Source organism: Phyllobacterium sp. OV277, assembly GCF_900104355.1.
GTDB lineage: Bacteria > Pseudomonadota > Alphaproteobacteria > Rhizobiales > Rhizobiaceae > Phyllobacterium.
Window position 1 is genome coordinate 685,496 of record NZ_FNIY01000002.1, and the last position, 19,180, is coordinate 704,675.

16 protein-coding genes are annotated in these 19,180 nt (G+C 55.8%); 11 read left to right on the top strand and 5 right to left on the bottom strand.

Annotation, left to right across the window (positions count from 1 at the left end; translation table 11 throughout):
* Nucleotides 1-23: 23 nt before the first annotated feature.
* The 4 genes from mtaB to BLU05_RS09340 form a co-directional block, all read right to left on the bottom strand.
* The gene (gene mtaB, locus BLU05_RS09325; RefSeq protein WP_091879446.1) at nt 24-1,307 is read right to left on the bottom strand and encodes a tRNA (N(6)-L-threonylcarbamoyladenosine(37)-C(2))-methylthiotransferase MtaB; all 1,284 of its coding nucleotides are present in this window, start codon (nt 1,305-1,307) and stop codon (nt 24-26) included.
* Nucleotides 1,307-2,200 (bottom strand): diaminopimelate epimerase, encoded by an 894-nt coding sequence (dapF, locus tag BLU05_RS09330; protein WP_091879448.1) that lies wholly within the window; start codon nt 2,198-2,200, stop codon nt 1,307-1,309. The genes mtaB and dapF overlap by 1 nt, the downstream gene beginning before the upstream one ends.
* Before the next feature lie 122 nt (nt 2,201-2,322).
* Nucleotides 2,323-3,339 (bottom strand): NADP-dependent oxidoreductase, encoded by a 1,017-nt coding sequence (locus BLU05_RS09335; protein ID WP_091879450.1) that lies wholly within the window; start codon nt 3,337-3,339, stop codon nt 2,323-2,325.
* Nucleotides 3,340-3,407: 68 nt separating this feature from the next.
* A complete protein-coding gene (locus BLU05_RS09340; RefSeq protein WP_091879451.1) occupies nt 3,408-4,214 on the bottom strand; it encodes a siderophore-interacting protein in 807 nt (268 codons plus the stop codon).
* A gap of 336 nt (nt 4,215-4,550) precedes the next feature.
* Here BLU05_RS09340 and BLU05_RS09345 point away from each other — a divergent pair, with 336 nt between their 5' ends.
* The 11 genes from BLU05_RS09345 (at nt 4,551) to lpdA (ending at nt 17,557) form a co-directional block, all read left to right on the top strand.
* Nucleotides 4,551-5,099, top strand: coding sequence for a protease inhibitor Inh/omp19 family protein (locus BLU05_RS09345; RefSeq protein WP_091879453.1), 549 nt, complete (start codon nt 4,551-4,553; stop codon nt 5,097-5,099).
* Between the two features lie 63 nt (nt 5,100-5,162).
* Nucleotides 5,163-6,344, top strand: a complete 1,182-nt coding sequence (zapE, locus tag BLU05_RS09350) for a cell division protein ZapE (protein WP_091879454.1) — start codon at nt 5,163-5,165, stop codon at nt 6,342-6,344.
* Nucleotides 6,345-6,637: 293 nt separating this feature from the next.
* A complete protein-coding gene (gene mdh, locus BLU05_RS09355) occupies nt 6,638-7,600 on the top strand; it encodes a malate dehydrogenase (RefSeq protein ID WP_091879456.1) in 963 nt (320 codons plus the stop codon).
* 65 nt (nt 7,601-7,665) lie between these two features.
* Nucleotides 7,666-8,862: an ADP-forming succinate--CoA ligase subunit beta gene (sucC, locus tag BLU05_RS09360; RefSeq protein WP_091879458.1), complete on the top strand. Its 1,197-nt coding sequence runs from the start codon at nt 7,666-7,668 to the stop codon at nt 8,860-8,862.
* A 3-nt stretch (nt 8,863-8,865) separates the two neighbouring features.
* Nucleotides 8,866-9,780 (top strand): succinate--CoA ligase subunit alpha, encoded by a 915-nt coding sequence (gene sucD, locus BLU05_RS09365; RefSeq protein WP_091879459.1) that lies wholly within the window; start codon nt 8,866-8,868, stop codon nt 9,778-9,780.
* Between the two features lie 187 nt (nt 9,781-9,967).
* Entirely contained in the window at nt 9,968-12,976 is a 3,009-nt protein-coding gene (locus tag BLU05_RS09370; protein ID WP_091879461.1) for a 2-oxoglutarate dehydrogenase E1 component, read from the top strand.
* Between the two features lie 47 nt (nt 12,977-13,023).
* Nucleotides 13,024-14,307 carry a 2-oxoglutarate dehydrogenase complex dihydrolipoyllysine-residue succinyltransferase gene (odhB, locus tag BLU05_RS09375; protein WP_091879463.1) on the top strand — a complete coding sequence of 428 codons (1,284 nt, stop codon included), beginning with the start codon at nt 13,024-13,026 and terminating at the stop codon, nt 14,305-14,307.
* A gap of 184 nt (nt 14,308-14,491) precedes the next feature.
* The gene (locus BLU05_RS09380; protein WP_091879464.1) at nt 14,492-14,938 is read left to right on the top strand and encodes a VOC family protein; all 447 of its coding nucleotides are present in this window, start codon (nt 14,492-14,494) and stop codon (nt 14,936-14,938) included.
* A gap of 5 nt (nt 14,939-14,943) precedes the next feature.
* Entirely contained in the window at nt 14,944-15,579 is a 636-nt protein-coding gene (locus tag BLU05_RS09385) for a LysE family translocator (protein WP_091879466.1), read from the top strand.
* Nucleotides 15,580-15,586: 7 nt separating this feature from the next.
* A complete protein-coding gene (locus BLU05_RS09390; RefSeq protein WP_091879467.1) occupies nt 15,587-16,117 on the top strand; it encodes a hypothetical protein in 531 nt (176 codons plus the stop codon).
* 33 nt (nt 16,118-16,150) lie between these two features.
* The gene (lpdA, locus tag BLU05_RS09395) at nt 16,151-17,557 is read left to right on the top strand and encodes a dihydrolipoyl dehydrogenase (RefSeq protein ID WP_091879469.1); all 1,407 of its coding nucleotides are present in this window, start codon (nt 16,151-16,153) and stop codon (nt 17,555-17,557) included.
* A gap of 507 nt (nt 17,558-18,064) precedes the next feature.
* On the opposite strand, the gene BLU05_RS09405 is transcribed toward lpdA, so the two are convergent.
* Nucleotides 18,065-19,132, bottom strand: coding sequence for a TraB/GumN family protein (locus tag BLU05_RS09405; RefSeq protein ID WP_091879470.1), 1,068 nt, complete (start codon nt 19,130-19,132; stop codon nt 18,065-18,067).
* Nucleotides 19,133-19,180 lie beyond the last annotated feature (48 nt).

Genomic DNA, 19,180 nt, shown 5'->3' on the forward strand with positions numbered 1-19,180 from the left:
GAATGCTGCTTTGCTCGTTGTGATTACGCTGCGCGCCGGTCGCTGTCTGCGGCCAGCAGCTTGTCGCTATCATGTCCGCTGATCGGCCGTTCAATAATTTCACCCGGAACGCCGCCATTCAGGCCGACAAGGGTAAATCCTTCCGAACGGCCAAGACCTTCGCGTTCGATGAGTATTTTTTGGGTCGTACCAACAAGACGGTCGAGATGGGCACGATAGGCTGTCTCGCCAGCCGCACGCAGCCGGGCAGCGCGGGCCTTGACGATTTGCCTGTTCACCTGCGGCATGCGGGCAGCCGGTGTGCCTTCGCGCGGGCTAAAGGGGAAGACATGCAGATGTGTCAGTCCGCATTCTTCGACAATGCGCATGGAATTTTCGAACATTTCATCGGTTTCAGTGGGAAAGCCAGCGATAATATCAGCGCCGAAAACAATGTCGGGCCTGATATTGCGAACATTCTCACAGAATTCCATGGAGTTTTCGCGCGAGTGACGCCGCTTCATCCGCTTCAGAATCATGTTGTCACCCGATTGCAGCGACAGATGCAGATGCGGCATCAGGCGGCTTTCCGTCGCCAGTGCTTCCATCAGGTCATCATCTGCCTCAATGGAGTCGATGGACGAGAGGCGCAGGCGTTTCAGATCAGGCACTTGGCCCAGCACGGTTTTTACCAGCTTGCCAAGACGCAGGCTACCCGGCAGATCAGGACCATAGCTGGTCATATCGACGCCTGTCAGAACCACTTCATTATAGCCATTGCCAACGAGCCGCTTGACCTGTTCGACAACACCGCCCATCGGCACGGAACGGGAATTGCCGCGGCCATAGGGGATGATGCAAAAGGTGCAGCGATGATCGCAGCCATTTTGCACCTGAACAAAGGCGCGGGCACGGCCCTCGATGGCATCGACCATGTGGGAAGCCGTTTCGCGCACTTCCATGATGTCGTTGACGCGCACTTTCTCGAACTGGTTCACACCAAAATCCGGCAGCATGCGATAGGAATTGGATTTCAGTTTTTCTTCATTGCCGAGAACGAGATCGACTTCATCCATGGCGGCGAACTCGTCGGCGCCTGTTTGTGCGGCGCAGCCGGTGACAATAATGCGTGCCTGCGGATTGTCGCGGCGTGCCTTGCGGATGGCCTGACGCGCCTGACGGACTGCTTCGCTGGTGACGGCGCAGGTGTTGAAGATAATCGCGCCATTTTCCAGCGCGCCAAGTCCGGCTGCATCGGCTTCGCGCTTCATCACCTCGGATTCATAGGTGTTGAGGCGGCAACCAAAGGTAACGACGTCCACAGCCATCAGGCAGCTCCCTGCGATGGTGTTGCTTCGTCGCGCTGCCATTCGCCGGTATGCGGATCAAATGAGCCGGAGAATTCCCATTCAGCCGGGCCGGTCATCAGGACGTGATTGTTTTCCAGCCACTCGATTACGAGCGGACCACCGGGGACAGTGACTGTCACCGTGCGTTCGGTGCGGCCGGTACGGGCAGCCGAAACAGCTGATGCGCAGGCAGCCGAGCCACAGGCGCGTGTAAGGCCGGCACCGCGTTCCCAGGTACGCAAAGTAATTGCGTTGCGGCTGGTCACATGGGCAATCGAGATATTGGCGCGCTCGGGGAAAATCGGATGATTTTCGAGCAACGGGCCAAAACGCTCCAGATCATAGGTCCAGACATCCTGATCGACCCAGAAGATCGCATGCGGGTTGCCCATGCTGACAACGGAAGGTGAATGCAGCACAGGCGCATCGATGGGCCCGATCTGCAATTCGATCTTGCGCGTGTCGTGGAAAGGCTCAGCCAGCGGAATATCCTGCCAGTCAAAACGCGGCATTCCCATATCGACGGAAATCAGGCCATCGGGATGCTCGTGGGCTGTGATGATTCCAGAAATCGTTTCGAAAGTGAATTCCCGCTTGCCGGTTTCAGTGGCAAGCGCCTGCACGACACAGCGCATGCCATTGCCGCAGGTCTGCGCCTGCGTACCATCAGAATTGATGATCTCAATGTAGGCATCCGCATCTTGCCTGCGTGGTGCGTGGATCGCCATGATCTGATCGAACTTTGTCGCAGGATCATTATTGAGCGCTATGGCTGCACCGGGTGCAACATGGTCGGTATGGTGACGCATGTCGGCAACGATTATCTCGTTACCAAGTCCGTTCATCTTTGCAAATTGCGCGCGCACTGCCATGCTTCCGTCAGCCTGTATTGCCATTCTGATGTCGATAGAGGGCTTATATGGCGGAAAAGGTGAAGAATTGCCAGTACCAGCCTTATCAAAGCTACGGCACTGGCAATCAGATACATCTGCTATCAGGCGACGCGGATGACCAGCTTGCCGAAATTATGCCCTTTCAGAAGCCCCATAAAAGCTTCGGGCGCATTGGCGAGCCCATCAACAATATCTTCGCGGTATTTGACTTCACCGCTACGCAACCATCCACTCATGGTTTCAAGGAATAAGGGCCGCTGATCGACAAATTCGCGCTGGATGAAACCGCGTACCGTCAGGCTCTTCTTCAGAATGTCGCGCATGAGCACGGGCAGGCGATCCTTGCCCGACAGGTCAAGTTCGTCATATTGCGCGACGAGACCGCAGACGGGGATGCGGGCGAAGGTGTTGAGCAGCGGAAAAACCGCATCCCAGACGGCGCCACCGACATTTTCGAAGTAGACGTCAATGCCTTTTGGGCAGGCCAGTTTCAACTGCGCTGAAAAGTCAGGCGCCCGGTGATCAATGGCGACATCGAAACCAAGCTCATCGCGAATGAAAGCGCATTTTTCCGCGCCGCCCGCAATGCCAATGGCTCTCGCTCCTTTGATTCGTGCGATTTGACCAACGGTTGCCCCCACTGCACCGCTGGCAGCCGCAACGACAACTGTTTCTCCGGGCTTGGGCTGGCCGATGGTCAGGAGACCCGCATAGGCGGTGAAGCCGGGCATACCGAGAATACCGACAGCGGTCGAGAGGGGAGCGGCGTTCGGGTCAAGCTTGCGCAGGCCAACGCCATTGGAAATGGCGTAGCTCTGCCAGCCGGAGTGAGAAAGAACGATATCACCGGGATGAAAATCGGGATGCCTGCTCTCGACCACCTCGGCAACAGTCCCGCCTTCCATCACGGCGTTGACGGCGACTGGAGCAGCATAGGATTCTGCATCATCCATGCGACCGCGCATATAAGGATCAAGGGACAGGAACAGGATCTTGAGTAATATTTCGCCGTCACCGGGTGCAGGTATCTGCTGGGTTTCGATGCGGAAATTGTCAGGCTTCACAGGGCCAAGCGGCCGGGATGCAAGCACGATACGGGTATTTTGCGGCTGAGACATCGTTTTGTCCTTATGGGGAGGGCGCCAACCCTACCCCAGCACTGTCAGCCCGGCAATGTAAGTATATGTCAGTGGGGTTCGTGTGCGTCAGCAACGCCGCGCAGCCAATAGCCAGCGGCCTTCACCCATTCGCTGTTGAAGCCGCGCTCTTCAACGAGGTGATTGCGCACCGATTTCGAAATCCCGCTTTCACAGGCGATAAAGGCATAGCAATCGCCTTCCGGCAGGGCGAGGCTTTTGACGGTTTGCAGCAGAAGATCGTTATTGCCCGCTTCCGCTCCGTTGCGGTGAACCCAGATGGTCTCGGCCTTGGCGCTGGTCTTGATATTCTGTTCCTCGGCTTTGTCAGCGACCTCAATAACCGCAACGACGCGCGCCGATGCCGGTAATTCTTCCAGTCGGCGACTGATAGCGGGCAGGGCCGTTTCATCACCTGCGAGGAAATACCAGTCATAGGCATCCGGAATGATCATCGAGCCGCGCGGCCCGCCGATGACAATCTGCTGGCCGGCTTTTGCCTGTGCCGCCCATGTGGAAGCTGGTCCATCACCATGCAGCACAAAATCGACATCGAGGGTGTTGGTTGCCGGGTGATAGTTTCGAGGTGTGTAGTCACGCATTTCCGGACGCGGCTTGTCTTCCGGAAAGCTGATGCCATCGGGACCCAGAACCGGGACAATCGGCCCGCTGCCGGCGGGCGGGAAGAAAACCTTGATATGATCGCCATATCCTGCGCTGACAAACCCATCCAGCTGATCACCGGCGAGTGTCACGCGCACCATGAGGGGCGTCAGATGTTTGACGTCCTGCACTTCAAGGAGGCGCAGGCGGGTTTCGTGGCGGATTCTTTGGGGTGTTTTATTTATGAGTGTCATACTCAACAAATACCTTTCGGTCTTGCGGACTTCAATGGGGTTCTTCACACATTTCCGTCATCAGTCGTTTGCGCCATCATAAGACTTTATTCACCTTAAAATGATTGACTTGAAACAAGCGTATGGTTTCCACCAATCGGAAACAGACCTGAACAGTGTGGCGATATTGCCAGTTCGGCAAGTTTTTGACGCTTCTGCCACGGGCATCGGCCGCAAACAGGCCGGTTTTGCCGCGTGACGGGTTGAAATTTCGCCGCGATACCCTTTTATCGTGGTTAATAAATGCCAAGTCGAATCGCATTTTTTCTGTTTGATGCGTAGATGGAGAGTAAGACTATGGGGACTTTGAACGTCAATTTGCTGGCCGTTGCCGCTGTCGGCATGGTTCTGGCAGGATGCCAGAGTACGCGTTTTGACAATGATATGGACCGTGTCACACCTTCACCCGCTCCGTTGCAATCTGCGCCGGCCGGGTCCGTGACCCAGAGCCAGTTGCCGCCTCCCGGCGGCGCCAACCAGTTTCCGACAGCGCCGACGACGGGCAATGGCGCTGCACCGGGTGGTCAGGGGACGCAGGTTGCGTCACTCCCACCGGCAAATGCACCTGATGTGACGGCCAGCAGCGTCGCAGGCGTGTGGAATGCTTCGCTTGGTGGCCAGAGCTGCAAAATCGCAACGCCACAGACAAAGTTTGGTCAGGGTTATCGCGCCGGTCCGTTGCGCTGTCCGGGTGAGCTTGCAAACCTCACATCATGGGCAGTCAGCGGCAAGCAGCTCACCCTTTATGATGCAGCGGGTGGCACTGTCGCTCGGCTCTATTCATCCGGGTCGTCGCGGTTTGATGGTCAGACCACTGGTGGACAGAGTGTGAGCCTGTCACGTTAAGCCCAAAATGGGAGTGTGCAGCACAGGTTCGCCCGCTGCACACGTCCGGAGACTGCAGTTCGCATGTCGCACGATAATCTGAAAGTGTTCCCCTCCGTGCGCGAGCGCTATGATTCGCTCGTGCAAGCCGGGGATATTGATGCGGACCCAGCCCAAGAGCTTCTTGCAAGCCGGTTCGACCGGCTGATCCGTGAACTGGCAACAAAGCGGCTTGCGACCAAATCCAGCGCGCTGGGCTGGCTGTTCAGCCGCCGTTCGCCGCGCCACGAGGTGATCAAGGGTCTTTATATTTTCGGTGAGGTCGGGCGCGGCAAAACCATGCTGATGGACATGTTTCATCAGCTCGTTCCAGCCAAACGCAAACGCCGTGCGCATTTTCTCGATTTCATGGCCGACGTGCACGAGCGCATCAATGCGCATCGAAAAGCGCACAAGAATGGCGAGACCAAACAGGATGATCCTATCCCGCCCGTCGCCGATGCGCTGGCGGAACAGGCTTGGGTCCTGTGCTTCGATGAATTCACCGTGACTGATATTGCCGACGCAATGATTCTGTCACGGCTGTTTAAGGCATTGTTCGAGCGCGGTGTTGTCCTCGTCGCCACATCCAATGTGGAACCTGACAATCTTTATCGGGACGGGTTGAACCGGCAGCTTTTTCTGCCCTTTATCGATCTCTTGAAAACCAATGTTGACGTTATCAATCTGGACGCGCGTACGGATTACCGGCTGGAAAAACTCAACCGCATGCCGGTTTATCTCTCACCGCTGAGCGAGGATACAACGCGCAAAATGGATGACGCCTGGCATGCGGCGACCGATGGGGCGACCGTTGCCGAAGACAGTTTCAAGGTCAAGGGCCGCACGGTTATTGTTCCGCAGGCGGCCCGTCATGTGGCGCGTTTTACATTCGCTGATCTTTGCTCAAAGCCATTGGGTGCATTGGACTATGCAGCCATTATTTCGCGGTACCAGACAATCTTTATCGATGACGTTCCGATTCTTGACTACTCCAGACGCAACGAGGCCAAGCGGTTCATCATTCTCATCGACATTCTCTATGATCACCATGTGCATGTGGTAATTTCCGCGGCAGCTTCGCCTGATAAGCTTTATGAGGCCAATCGCGGCACCGAGGCTTTCGAGTTTGACCGCACAGCTTCGCGCCTCTTTGAAATGCAGAGCGCGGACTATCTCGCGGAAGCCGCACCTATAGCTGAAGAATCAGGACCCGCAGAGGCCTGAGTTCGCTATCAAATGACTGTGATGCGGGTCGCCCTTATTTCATCATTTTGATATGTTGCCTATGTTAGATAACGCCAGAAAATCCTTCCTCAGGCTAAATTCAATTGACGTTTACGTAAATCCCATCAAATCTAAACGATTGAATTTATTGGGGGGAAAATTTTTGGTTGAGTTATTTTTGAAAGAGGAATATTCGAACGTCCCAACGCAAAGGCGCATGGTCATGGGCTCTGCCCAACGTCGTTGTTGTCCTTTGGCGTCCGTCCAGACTTCAGATCAGGGAAGTAACCAGCATGGCACGTAACAAAATCGCCCTCATCGGTTCAGGCATGATCGGTGGAACATTGGCACATTTGATCGGGCTCAAGGAGCTCGGTGATATCGTGCTCTTCGACATCGCAGAAGGCACTCCTCAGGGCAAAGGGCTCGATATTGCCCAGTCATCACCGGTTGATGACTTTGACGCCAAGCTCGTCGGCGCCAATGATTATTCGGCGATCGAGGGTTCGGATGTGGTCATCGTGACCGCAGGTGTACCGCGCAAGCCCGGCATGAGCCGCGACGATCTGCTCGGTATCAACCTTAAGGTCATGGAACAGGTTGGCGCGGGCATCAAGAAGTATGCACCCAACGCTTTCGTCATCTGCATCACCAACCCGCTCGATGCGATGGTCTGGGCCCTGCAGAAGTTCTCCGGTCTGCCAAAGAACATGGTTGTCGGCATGGCTGGCATTCTCGACAGCGCCCGCTTCCGTTATTTCCTCGCCGATGAATTCAAGGTTTCGGTCGAAGACGTCACCGCTTTTGTTCTCGGCGGTCATGGCGATTCGATGGTGCCGCTGGCCCGTTACTCGACCGTTGCCGGTATTCCGTTGCCTGATCTCGTCAAGATGGGTTGGACCAGTCAGGAAAAGCTCGACCAGATCATCCAGCGCACCCGTGATGGTGGTGCGGAAATCGTTGGTTTGCTGAAGACCGGTTCGGCCTTCTACGCACCGGCTTCCTCGGCAGTCCAGATGGCTGAAGCCTTCCTGAAGGACAAGAAGCGCGTTCTACCTGTTGCCGCGCATCTTTCCGGTCAGTACGGCGTCAAGGACATGTATGTCGGCGTGCCTGTGATCATCGGTGCTGGCGGCGTGGAACGCATCATCGAAATCGATCTCAACAAGACCGAAGAAAAGGCCTTTGAAAGCTCAGTGGCTTCCGTCGCTGGTCTTTGCGAAGCCTGCATCGCCATCGCGCCGAACCTCAAGTAATTCGGCCTGAACATTCTGAAACGATCCAGTGTTTGTGCCGGATTTTTCGTAGAGGAAGTTAACTGATGAATATTCACGAATATCAGGCCAAGCGCCTGCTCCACTCCTTCGGTGCGCCGATTGCCAATGGCGTTGCCGTCTATTCCGTCGAACAGGCGGAAGAGTGGGCAAAGACGCTGCCCGGTCCGCTTTATGTGGTCAAGAGCCAGATTCATGCGGGCGGTCGTGGCAAGGGTAAATTCAAGGAACTCGGTCCTGACGCAAAGGGCGGTGTTCGCCTTTCGAAGTCGGTCGAGGAAGTTGTTGCCAATGCCAAGGAAATGCTAGGCAATACGCTTGTAACCAAGCAGACTGGTCCCGCTGGCAAGCAGGTCAATCGCCTCTACATCGAAGATGGTGCGGACATTGACCGCGAGCTTTATCTGTCGATTCTCGTTGATCGTACGGTTGGCCGTCCGGCTTTCGTGGTTTCCACGGAAGGCGGCATGGACATCGAAGCTGTAGCCCATGACACGCCGGAAAAGATCATCACCGTGGCGATCGATCCGGAAAAGGGCGTGACAGCGGATGATATAACGAAGATCAGCGATGCTTATGGCCTGACCGGCGAAGCGCGCACGGACGGCGAAACGCTGTTCCCGATCCTCTACAAGGCCTTCACCGAGAAAGACATGAGCCTGCTCGAGGTCAACCCGCTGATCGTCATGACCAATGGCCGTCTGCGCGTTCTCGATGCCAAGGTCTCCTTCGATGGCAACGCGCTGTTCCGTCATCCTGATGTGGTTGAACTGCGTGACACCACGGAAGAAGACGCCAAGGAAATCGAAGCGTCCAAGTATGATCTCGCCTATGTCGCCCTCGACGGCAATATTGGCTGCATGGTCAATGGTGCCGGTCTTGCCATGGCAACGATGGATATCATCAAGCTCTATGGTGCGGAGCCAGCAAACTTCCTCGACGTTGGCGGCGGCGCCAACAAGGAGAAGGTGACGGCTGCGTTCAAGATCATCACTGCCGATCCGGCTGTTGAAGGCATCCTGATCAACATTTTCGGCGGCATCATGAAGTGTGATGTGATTGCTGAAGGTGTGATCGCTGCGGTCAAGGAAGTGGGCCTCAAGGTTCCGCTGGTTGTCCGCCTTGAAGGCACCAATGCCGAGCTCGGCAAGAAGATCATCAATGAAAGCGGCCTCAACGTCGTTTCCGCCGATGATCTCGATGACGCGGCTCAGAAAATCGTCAAGGCCGTGAAGGGAAACTAAGGCATGTCTATTCTTGTTAACAAAGACACCAAGGTTCTCGTTCAGGGCCTGACCGGCAAGACCGGCACATTCCACACCGAACAGGCTCTGGCCTATTACGGTACCCAGATGGTTGGTGGTATCCACCCGAAAAAGGGCGGCGAGACCTGGGAGGGCAAGTTGCCGACCGGTGCTGGCGCCCAGTTACCGATCTTCGCATCGGTTGCCGAAGGCAAGGATCGCACCGGCGCCAACGCCTCGGTGATCTATGTGCCGCCAGCAGGCGCTGCCGAAGCCATTCTTGAAGCAATCGAGGCGGAAATCCCGCTGATCATCTGCATCACCGAAGGCATTCCGGTTATCGACATGGTTCGCGTCAAGGCTCGCCTCGACCGTTCGACTTCGCGCCTGATCGGCCCGAACTGCCCCGGCGTCCTGACCCCTGAAGAATGCAAGATCGGCATTATGCCGGGCAATATCTTCCAGAAGGGTTCGGTGGGTGTTGTATCCCGCTCCGGCACACTTACCTATGAAGCAGTGTTCCAGACAACGAATGAAGGCCTTGGCCAGACAACGGCAGTCGGTATTGGCGGTGATCCTGTAAAGGGTACCGAATTCATCGACATACTTGAGATGTTCCTGGCTGATGAAGCAACAAAGTCCATCATCATGATCGGCGAAATCGGCGGCTCGGCTGAAGAAGACGCAGCACAGTTTATTGCCGACGAAGCCAAGCGCGGACGCAAGAAGCCAATGGCCGGTTTCATCGCCGGACGTACGGCTCCTCCCGGACGCACTATGGGCCATGCCGGCGCTGTTATTTCGGGCGGCAAGGGTGGCGCAGAAGACAAGATCGCTGCCATGGAAGCTGCAGGTATCCGCGTTTCGCCTTCACCGGCGCAGCTCGGCAAGACATTGGTTGAAGTCCTCAAGGGCTAAAACCGCAGTTGGGCAGATTTCTGCCCGGATTGCAGACCAAGACAGATCGGGGCGGCTCTTCGCCCCGTTCAAATCCACGGGGATTTCCCGGCAAGGGCCGGAAACCTCAACCCAGAGTGTTCTTGGGTCGCGATGATCCTGGACGCTCTCATCAAGGGAGACGGAGCGGGTGCTCCGGTCAACACACATGGCACGTCAAGAACAGGCCAACGACATTTTCGCGCTCACATCATTTCTCTATGGTGGCAATGCCCATTATATCGAGGAACTGCATGCGCAGTATGAGAAGGACCCGGCATCGGTTGGTCCCGAATGGCAGGAATTCTTTGCCAATCTCAACGACACCAAAGCCGATGTCATCAAGAACGCTCAGGGCGCATCCTGGGAAAAGCCAAACTGGCCGATCGCTGGCAATGGTGAACTCGTCTCCGCGCTCGACGGCAATTGGGGTGAAGTTGAAAAACACATCACTGACAAGCTGAAGGCCAAATCCACCAATGGCGCAGCAAACGGTGCGGCAGTATCGGCTGCCACAGCCACGGCGGACATTATCCACGCGGCCCGCGATTCCGTACGCGCCATCATGATGATCCGCGCCTACCGTATGCGTGGTCACCTGCATGCCAAGCTCGATCCGCTTGGCCTCGCCGAGGTGAAGGAAGATTATAACGAGCTGTCGCCCGAGAGCTACGGCTTCTCGCCCGCAGACTATGACCGCAAGATCTTCATCGACAATGTGCTGGGTCTCGAATACGCGACCATCCCGCAGATGCTCGACATTCTGCAGCGTACCTATTGCTCGACCATCGGCGTCGAGTTCATGCACATTTCCGATCCGGTGGAAAAGTCGTGGATTCAGGAACGCATCGAAGGCCCGGACAAGGGCGTTGCCTTCACCGCTGAGGGTAAGAAGGCCATTCTGTCGAAGCTGATCGAGGCTGAAGGTTTCGAGCAGTTCATCGATGTCAAGTATAAGGGCACGAAGCGTTTCGGTCTTGATGGTGGTGAGTCCCTCATCCCGGCACTGGAGCAGATCGTCAAGCGCGGCGGCTCGATGGGCCTGAAGGAAATCGTCCTTGGCATGGCGCACCGCGGCCGTCTCAACGTGCTCAGCCAGTTCATGCGCAAGCCACACCGCGCGATCTTCCACGAATTCAAGGGCGGCTCCTACGCGCCTGATGATGTCGAAGGTTCCGGTGACGTGAAGTACCATCTGGGTGCGTCATCGGACCGTGAGTTCGATGGCAACAAGGTCCATCTGTCGCTGACGGCCAACCCGTCGCATCTGGAAATCGTCAATCCGGTTGTCATGGGCAAGGCCCGCGCCAAGCAGGATCTGCTGGCCGGTCGTGACCGCGACGATATGGTTCCGCTGTCGGAGCGCGCCAAGATCATGCCGCTGCTGCTGCATGGCGATGCCTCATTTGCCGGTCAGGGTGTGGTTGCGGAATGTCTTGGCCTTTCCGGCCTGCGCGGTCACCGCGTTGGCGGTACGGTGCATTTCATCATCAACAACCAGATTGGTTTCACCACCAATCCGCGCCTGTCGCGTTCTTCGCCTTATCCATCCGATGTGGCCAAGATGATTGAGGCACCGATTTTCCACGTCAATGGCGACGATCCGGAAGCGGTTGTGTATGTGGCGAAGATTGCCACCGAATACCGCATGACATTCCACAAGCCGGTTGTCATCGACATGTTCTGCTATCGCCGCTTCGGTCACAATGAAGGCGACGAGCCTGCATTCACACAGCCGCTGATGTACAAGACCATTCGTGGCCAGAAGACAACGGTTCAGCTCTACTCTGCCAAGCTGATCGAGCAGGGTCTGCTTGCTGAAGCTGATGTCGAGAAGATGCGTGCCGCGTGGCGCGAAAACCTCGAACAGGAGTTTGAAGCCGGCCAACACTACAAGCCCAACAAGGCCGATTGGCTGGATGGTGCGTGGAGTGGTCTGCGTACGGCTGATAATGCGGACGAACAGCGCCGCGGCAAAACAGGGCTTCCGTTGAAGACAGTCAAGGAAATCGGCAAGAAGCTTGCCGAAGTTCCAGCTGGTTTCAATGTACACCGGACGATCCAGCGCTTTCAGGATAACCGTGCCAAGATGGTCGAAACCGGTGAAGGTTTCGATTGGGCCATGGCTGAGGCTCTGGCTTTCGGCTCGCTGGCTATCGAAGGTCATCCAATCCGTCTGTCGGGTCAGGATGTCGAGCGCGGTACATTCAGCCAGCGTCATTCGGTTCTCTACGATCAGGAAACCGAACAGCGTTACATTCCGCTCAACAACCTGCAAAAAGGTCAGGCGATCTACGAAGTCATCAACTCGATGCTTTCGGAAGAGGCTGTGCTTGGTTTTGAGTATGGCTATTCGCTATCGGATCCACGTGCGTTGACATTGTGGGAAGCCCAGTTCGGCGATTTCGCCAACGGTGCGCAGGTTGTGTTCGACCAGTTTATCTCGTCGGGCGAACGCAAGTGGCTGCGTATGTCAGGTCTCGTCTGCCTGCTGCCGCATGGTTATGAAGGTCAGGGTCCGGAGCATTCTTCGGCCCGTCTGGAACGCTATCTGCAGCTTTGTGCGGAAGACAATATGCAGGTGGCAAACTGCACCACACCTGCCAATTACTTCCATATCCTGCGCCGCCAGATGAAACGCGACTTCCGCAAGCCGCTCATCCTGATGACACCGAAATCACTGCTGCGTCATAAGCGTGCCGTGTCCTCGATCAGCGACTTCACAGGCGATTCCTCGTTCCACCGTCTGCTGTGGGATGATGCGCAGCTCCTGAAGGATCAGGTCATCAAGCTGCAGAAGGACTCGAAGATTCGGCGGGTCGTCCTGTGCTCGGGCAAGGTCTATTACGACCTTTATGAAGAGCGCGAGAAGCGTGGTATTGACGATGTCTATCTGCTGCGTGTCGAACAGCTTTATCCTTTCCCGGCCAAGGCGCTGATCACTGAGCTGTCCCGCTTCCGCAATGCGGAAATGGTCTGGTGTCAGGAAGAGCCCAAGAACATGGGCGCCTGGGCCTTTATCGATCCTTATCTGGAATGGGTTCTGGCGCATATCGATGCCAAGCATCAGCGCGTTCGTTATACTGGACGTCCTGCCGCTGCATCAACAGCAACAGGCCTCATGTCCAAACACCTTGCACAGCTCGAAGCATTCCTTGAAGATGCCCTCGGCTCCTAAACCACAACAAACAGAAGTCATCTGACGATCAACGGAAGAGCAAGATCATGGCAACCGAAATTCGCGTCCCAACGCTGGGCGAATCCGTTTCCGAAGCGACCATTGGCAAATGGTTCAAGAAAGTCGGCGAGGCAATTGTTGCCGACGAGCCGCTGGTAGAACTCGAGACCGACAAGGTAACACTTGAAGTTCCGGCTGCCGCTGCCGGTGTTCTTGAAGAAATCACCGCCAAGGAAGGCGATACGGTCGAGGTTGGTGCCTTGCTCGGGATGATCGGTGCAGCTGGTGCTGCCCCGGCTGCCAAGAAGGAAGAAGCCAAGCCGGAAGCCGTTGCACAGGCATCAGGCGCAGCCGGCGCATCTTCGGTCGCTGAAGCTGAAGCAAAGGCCGGCGAAGTTGCAGGCAACACACCAGTAACCGCGCGCAAGGAAAGCGAAATGCCTGCTTCCCCGGCGGCTTCCAAGCTGCTGGCTGAAAAGGGTGTTTCCGTTTCGCAGGTCGATGGTTCCGGCAAGCGTGGTCAGGTGCTCAAGGGTGATGTGCTCGATGCCGTTGCCAAGGGTATCGCTGCACAGCCAGCCGCCGCTCCTGCACCGCAGGCCGCCCGTCCGGCCTCTTCGGCGGATGATGCGTCACGCGAAGAGCGGGTGAAGATGACCCGCCTGCGCCAGACCATTGCGCGCCGCCTCAAGGATGCGCAGAGCACTGCAGCGATGCTGACCACTTACAACGAAGTGGACATGTCGGCGGTGATGGATCTGCGTAACCGCTACAAGGAAATTTTTGAGAAGAAGCACGGCGTCAAACTCGGCTTCATGGGCTTCTTCACCAAGGCTGTGACCCATGCGCTGAAGGAAATTCCTGCGGTTAATGCGGAAATCGACGGCACTGACATCATCTACAAGAACTTTGCCCATGTTGGCGTTGCTGTCGGTACGGATAAAGGTCTGGTTGTTCCGGTTGTGCGCAATGCTGATCAGATGTCGATTGCCGAAATCGAGAAGGACATTGGCCGTCTCGGCAAGGCAGCCCGCGATGGCGCGCTTTCCATGGCTGACATGCAGGGCGGTACATTCACCATCTCCAATGGTGGCGTTTATGGCTCGCTGATGTCCTCGCCGATCCTCAATGCACCGCAGTCGGGCATTCTCGGCATGCACAAGATTCAGGACCGTCCAGTTGTTGTCGGCGGCCAGATCGTCATCCGCCCGATGATGTATCTTGCCCTGAGCTATGACCACCGCATCGTTGACGGCAAGGAAGCCGTGACCTTCCTCGTCCGTGTCAAGGAAAGCCTGGAAGATCCGGAACGTCTGGTTCTCGATCTCTAAGGACAGCAATCGTTGGCCCTGTTCCATCAAAGGAACGGGGCTGCACTTTGTGGTGTGGTGAATCGGATCAGGTTGAGTTAATTTCGCTACCCGATCACAAGGCCGGTGCCTCTGCGGTCGATACGTCTGGTATCCATGTTTTGCCGGTCTTCGGAAGAACGGCATGAGATGAAAGGCAACGCAAATGGCTTTTGGACCGAACTTCCCACCCCTTGAACCTCATATCTGCGTCAAAGGCGGCCTTGAAGCGATCGCCTTTTACGAAAAGGCCTTTGGTGCTGAAAACACGTTCACGCAGTTGGCCGAAGATGGCAAACGCGTCATGCACGCCAATATTCATCTCTTCGGTGGTTCGTTCATGCTGCATGACGAGTTTCCTGAGTATAGGAATCAGGGTGGTGAGAACGATGTGATGTCACCACTCACCCGTGGCGGAGCCAGCGTTGCGCTCAATGTCAACCTATCCAAGCCAGCCGCTGTTGATGCAGCGGTGGACCGGGCAGTCAAGGCAGGCGCGACCCTGATCATGCCGGTTGAAGATACGTTCTGGAATGCCCGTTATGGCCGTATTCGTGACCCTTTCGGTCATGTCTGGGCTTTTAATGCCGCCCTTGAGGCTGCGGGAGAATAATAAGCATGTCGCATTACATGTATGAGTTTCTCGGCCTCATGGCGGTCTTCTCGATCATGATCGTTTCGCCGGGTGCCGACTTTGCCATTGTTGTACGCCAGAGCATCGTGCATGGCCGTCGTAGCGCCATCATGACCAGTTTTGGCATCGGCGCTTCATTGCTCTTTCATATCAGCTACACCATTCTCGGCCTTGGCCTGCTGGTGTCGAAATCTCTGTTCCTGTTCGGCATGTTGAAATGGGCCGGTGCGGCCTATCTCTTCTATCTCGGCGTCAAGGCACTACGTGCGCCCGGAATGGAAGCGCCTGCCATTGTCGCGGGTGAAAAGGACAAGAATATCTCCGATTGGCGTTGTTTCCTGATGGGCTTTGTCACCAATGCGCTCAACCCAAAGCCTGTTTTGTTCTTCCTGTCGTTGTTTTCGGCTCTCGTCAGCCATGAAACGCCAGCGCTGGTGCAGGCAACCTATGGCCTGTTCATGGCGATAGCGCTGATCGCCTGGTTTGTCGCGGTTTCAACGTTCTTTACCATGCAATCCGTGCGCGACCGGTTTGTATCTTGGGGCCGCTGGTTCAACCGTGTGACCGGGCTTGTCTTCATCGGGCTTGGAATCAAGCTCGCAACCCAGCAGGCGAGCTAGAGTACTGATGATCTTGTCCTCTCGCCATCGTCTGGGAAAATGCGCTGCCGTTCTTGCGGTGTTCGGTGTGCTGGTGTCGCAACCGGCTTTTGCCGCGTGCCTGCAGGATCATGCCGTCTATACGGATAGGGACGATGATTTTACGCTGACGTTCAAAAGCGCCCCGGATGACGGACCGGCAGTCACGGCGAATGAATTCACAATCCGGATGAATGACAGCGATCTCAAGCTTGATGGTGTTGTCATGTGGGACAAGGATGGGGGCAGACCCAATGCCACTGTCATGTACAAGTGCCCGGCGGGTGACGTAACCGGCGACGAGTTGCAGCGATGCACTGTCTGGAAAGGTGTTGTCTATGCCTTGAAGGAGGGCGCTGACGCCGAACTTCTGCCAACGGCCAAGGAGCCTTCCGCACAGGCACTGCTCCTGCCGGATTTTTCCGGCGCGATGAGCAGTTTCAATTTCAAACTCGAAAAACCCCTTGAGACTTTTCCATGGGAAGTCTTCCGTTTCAAAGAATGCGTGCCCGAACAGTAGTTTCGAGTTGCGTCACAGAAGAAGGATTTAATCATGTCATATGACGTCGTCATCATCGGAACAGGTCCGGGCGGTTATGTCTGCGCGATCAAGGCTGCGCAGCTTGGCCTGAAGACCGCGGTGATTGAAAAGCGCGATACGTTTGGCGGCACCTGCCTCAACATCGGTTGCATTCCCTCCAAGGCACTGCTGCACGCTTCGGAAGTGTTCCATGAAGCAGGTCATTCGCATGCGACGCTGGGTGTGGACGTTGGTACACCAAAGCTCAATCTGAAAGCGATGCTTGCACACAAGGATGCAACGGTTGAATCCAACGTCAATGGCGTGGCCTTCCTGTTCAAGAAAAACAAGATCGATACGTTCAAGGGCACCGGCAAGGTCGTGGCTGCGGGCAAGGTTTCCGTGACCGGCGATGATGGCAAGGTACAGGAAATCGAGACAAAGAACATTGTCATCGCCACCGGTTCCGACGTTGCCGGTATTCCTGGTGTGAATGTCGAATTTGATGAAAAGGTCATTGTTTCCTCGACCGGCGCGCTGGAGTTTACCAAGGTTCCGGAAACGCTTGTGGTTGTTGGTGGCGGTGTTATCGGCCTCGAACTGGGTTCGGTCTGGGCGCGTCTTGGCGCCAAGGTAACGGTTGTTGAATTCCTCGACAAAATTCTCGGGCCGATGGATGGCGAAGTATCACGCCAGTTCCAGCGTATGCTGGAGAAGCAGGGCATCGAGTTTAAAATGAGTGCCAAAGTGACCGGCGTTGAAAAATCCGGCAAGGGCGCCAAGGTTACATTTGAGCCAGTCAAGGGCGGTGAGGCCCAGAGCGTTACGGCTGATGCGGTACTCGTTTCAACGGGCCGCCGCCCCTATACGGACGGTCTTGGCCTGAAGGAAGCCGGTGTTGAGGTTGATAATCGTGGGCGCGTTGCCATCAATGATCATTGGCAGACCAATGTGGCTGGTATTTATGCCATTGGCGACGTGGTTCAAGGGCCTATGCTGGCGCATAAAGCTGAAGATGAAGGTATCGCTGTTGCGGAAATTCTGGCCGGTCAGGCCGGTCATGTGAATTTCGATGCCATTCCGAGCGTCGTCTACACGCAGCCGGAAGTGGCCTCAGTCGGCAAGACGGAAGAAGAGCTGAAAGCAGCCGGTATTGATTACAAGGCGGGTAAATTCCCGTTCACAGCCAATGGCCGTGCCCGCGCCATGCTGCACACAGACGGCTTCGTTAAAATCCTTGCGGATAAGGCGACTGATCGTGTGCTCGGTGTTCACATCGTCGGTTTTGGCGCTGGCGAGATGATCCATGAAGCGACTGTATTGATGGAATTTGGCGGCTCATCGGAAGATCTGGCTCGCACAACGCACGCACATCCAACCATGTCGGAAGCAGTGCGCGAAGCGGCTCTCGCGACCTTTGCCAAGCCGATCCATATGTGATCCGGTCTCCAGACGAATAAGAAAAGGCCCGGAATACCGGGCCTTTTAGTTTCACTACCCATCCGGCATTAATTGTTGCTAGGAGCCGGTGTGGTTGGAGCCGGAGCCGGCTGAGCCGGGGCAGGCGTTGCTGGTGCTGTGGATGCCGGTGGCTCAGCTGTTGCAGGCGCAGGGGCCCGCGTTGTCGGTGCTGGCGGTGCCGGAGCATCCATTGTCGTGCTGCTATTCAGATAATAATAACCGCCGATAACCAAAGCAGCGATCAATATACCTGCAATAAGGAATCCGCTCCCGCCTCCGCTTCTCTGAACCACTCTTGGTTCAGGATCTGTCTGCGCGTCCACGGGACGTTGCAAGTTGGGGTCATAGGTCATCTCACGTCCTCCGTAATGCTCTTGCGTTCAGGAAGGATAACGGTTCATCGCGTTGTAAGTTCCCATATTACGCGGAGGCTGCGATGTCTGTGGGATATATCATTCAAAACCATCCGATTGCCGAGAGCGATAATTATTGCGCCGTAACTGTGTATCCCTTGGCGCGGAAGAGTGTCACAAGCCCGTTTTTCCCAGGAAGATGCAGGGCACCAACAGCTATAAAGACATTTCCTTTGTCGATAATGGGGATAGCGCGCTCCACCATGACCCGGTTGCGGGCATCAACCATCTTCTCTTCGAAAGCCGCGTAGTTCTCACCGGTCGCCGTACCATCCGGAGAAAGGGAACGCATGAAGGGAAAGATCAGGGCCGTATCGCCATGGGTATAGAGCACCACCATGGTTTCGAACATGTCAGGCAGCTTTGATGCCAGATTAAGCGTCTCGATCAGACCATCGACATGGAATTTCAGCGGCAAGGATGCCATGGCGCTGAGCTGATCCTTGATGGTTTCAAGCCCGGCAATTTCCTTGCCCTGCGTCTTGGCATCCCGGGCAAGCTTGATATCGAGAAAGGCCTGACCGCTTTTGCCACGTTCAAGCTCGCAGGGAGACATGGCAAGCATGCTGGTGATGATCCAGGGCTGCATTTTGTTAAGCGCCGCCAATGACAGGCCTCGCGCAGCAAGTCCCGTTTTCACGTCCTCAAGCTTGTCGGCTGGTATGAGCTTTTCCAATGTATTGTCATCGGTAAACATCATCAGTCCCGGATCCTGCGCCATGACCTTCAACGGCGCTTTTGGATCAAGGACTTCATCTGTCTCGATCACAACCGTTCCTGCGCCTTGATAGGCATTCTGGGCTGTATCGGAAAGCTTCAATACACGCGGATCGGTCAGATGCATGGTGCCAAAAAGCCATGAAGGTTTCGTTCCGGGCTTTTCGATCTTCCACAGAATGCTTTTGCCGTTCTCCGTGGCTTCCGCTTCCTTTCGCAAGGCCGCAAGTTTTTCAGGATCGGACTTGGCCATTTCAGCGATGAGGTCATGCCCGCCGCAGGATATGTCTTCGGCACGCGCATGGGTTGCGGTGAACGCAACAATCAGGAAAGAGGCGAGCAAAAGCCAGCTCAAGAAAGCCAGAAGACGCAGGGCGCCGTCGGCTATACGATCAAGAGAAATGGTTGGGCCGGTATGGGTCATGGTCTGTTCATACGGTTGGTTTGGCAAAAAGGCGTTAAAACCATTCTG

Excerpts from the sequence above, each read along its gene's own strand:
- mtaB (WP_091879446.1), bottom strand. The coding sequence starts at position 1,307 with ATGGCTGTGGACGTCGTTACCTTTGGTTGCCGCCTCAACACCTATGAA.
- dapF (WP_091879448.1), bottom strand. The coding sequence starts at position 2,200 with ATGGCAGTGCGCGCGCAATTTGCAAAGATGAACGGACTTGGTAACGAG.
- BLU05_RS09335 (WP_091879450.1), bottom strand. The coding sequence starts at position 3,339 with ATGTCTCAGCCGCAAAATACCCGTATCGTGCTTGCATCCCGGCCGCTT.
- BLU05_RS09340 (WP_091879451.1), bottom strand. The coding sequence starts at position 4,214 with ATGACACTCATAAATAAAACACCCCAAAGAATCCGCCACGAAACCCGC.
- BLU05_RS09345 (WP_091879453.1), top strand. The coding sequence starts at position 4,551 with ATGGGGACTTTGAACGTCAATTTGCTGGCCGTTGCCGCTGTCGGCATG.
- zapE (WP_091879454.1), top strand. The coding sequence starts at position 5,163 with ATGTCGCACGATAATCTGAAAGTGTTCCCCTCCGTGCGCGAGCGCTAT.
- mdh (WP_091879456.1), top strand. The coding sequence starts at position 6,638 with ATGGCACGTAACAAAATCGCCCTCATCGGTTCAGGCATGATCGGTGGA.
- sucC (WP_091879458.1), top strand. The coding sequence starts at position 7,666 with ATGAATATTCACGAATATCAGGCCAAGCGCCTGCTCCACTCCTTCGGT.
- sucD (WP_091879459.1), top strand. The coding sequence starts at position 8,866 with ATGTCTATTCTTGTTAACAAAGACACCAAGGTTCTCGTTCAGGGCCTG.
- BLU05_RS09370 (WP_091879461.1), top strand. The coding sequence starts at position 9,968 with ATGGCACGTCAAGAACAGGCCAACGACATTTTCGCGCTCACATCATTT.
- odhB (WP_091879463.1), top strand. The coding sequence starts at position 13,024 with ATGGCAACCGAAATTCGCGTCCCAACGCTGGGCGAATCCGTTTCCGAA.
- BLU05_RS09380 (WP_091879464.1), top strand. The coding sequence starts at position 14,492 with ATGGCTTTTGGACCGAACTTCCCACCCCTTGAACCTCATATCTGCGTC.
- BLU05_RS09385 (WP_091879466.1), top strand. The coding sequence starts at position 14,944 with ATGTCGCATTACATGTATGAGTTTCTCGGCCTCATGGCGGTCTTCTCG.
- BLU05_RS09390 (WP_091879467.1), top strand. The coding sequence starts at position 15,587 with ATGATCTTGTCCTCTCGCCATCGTCTGGGAAAATGCGCTGCCGTTCTT.
- lpdA (WP_091879469.1), top strand. The coding sequence starts at position 16,151 with ATGTCATATGACGTCGTCATCATCGGAACAGGTCCGGGCGGTTATGTC.
- BLU05_RS09405 (WP_091879470.1), bottom strand. The coding sequence starts at position 19,132 with ATGACCCATACCGGCCCAACCATTTCTCTTGATCGTATAGCCGACGGC.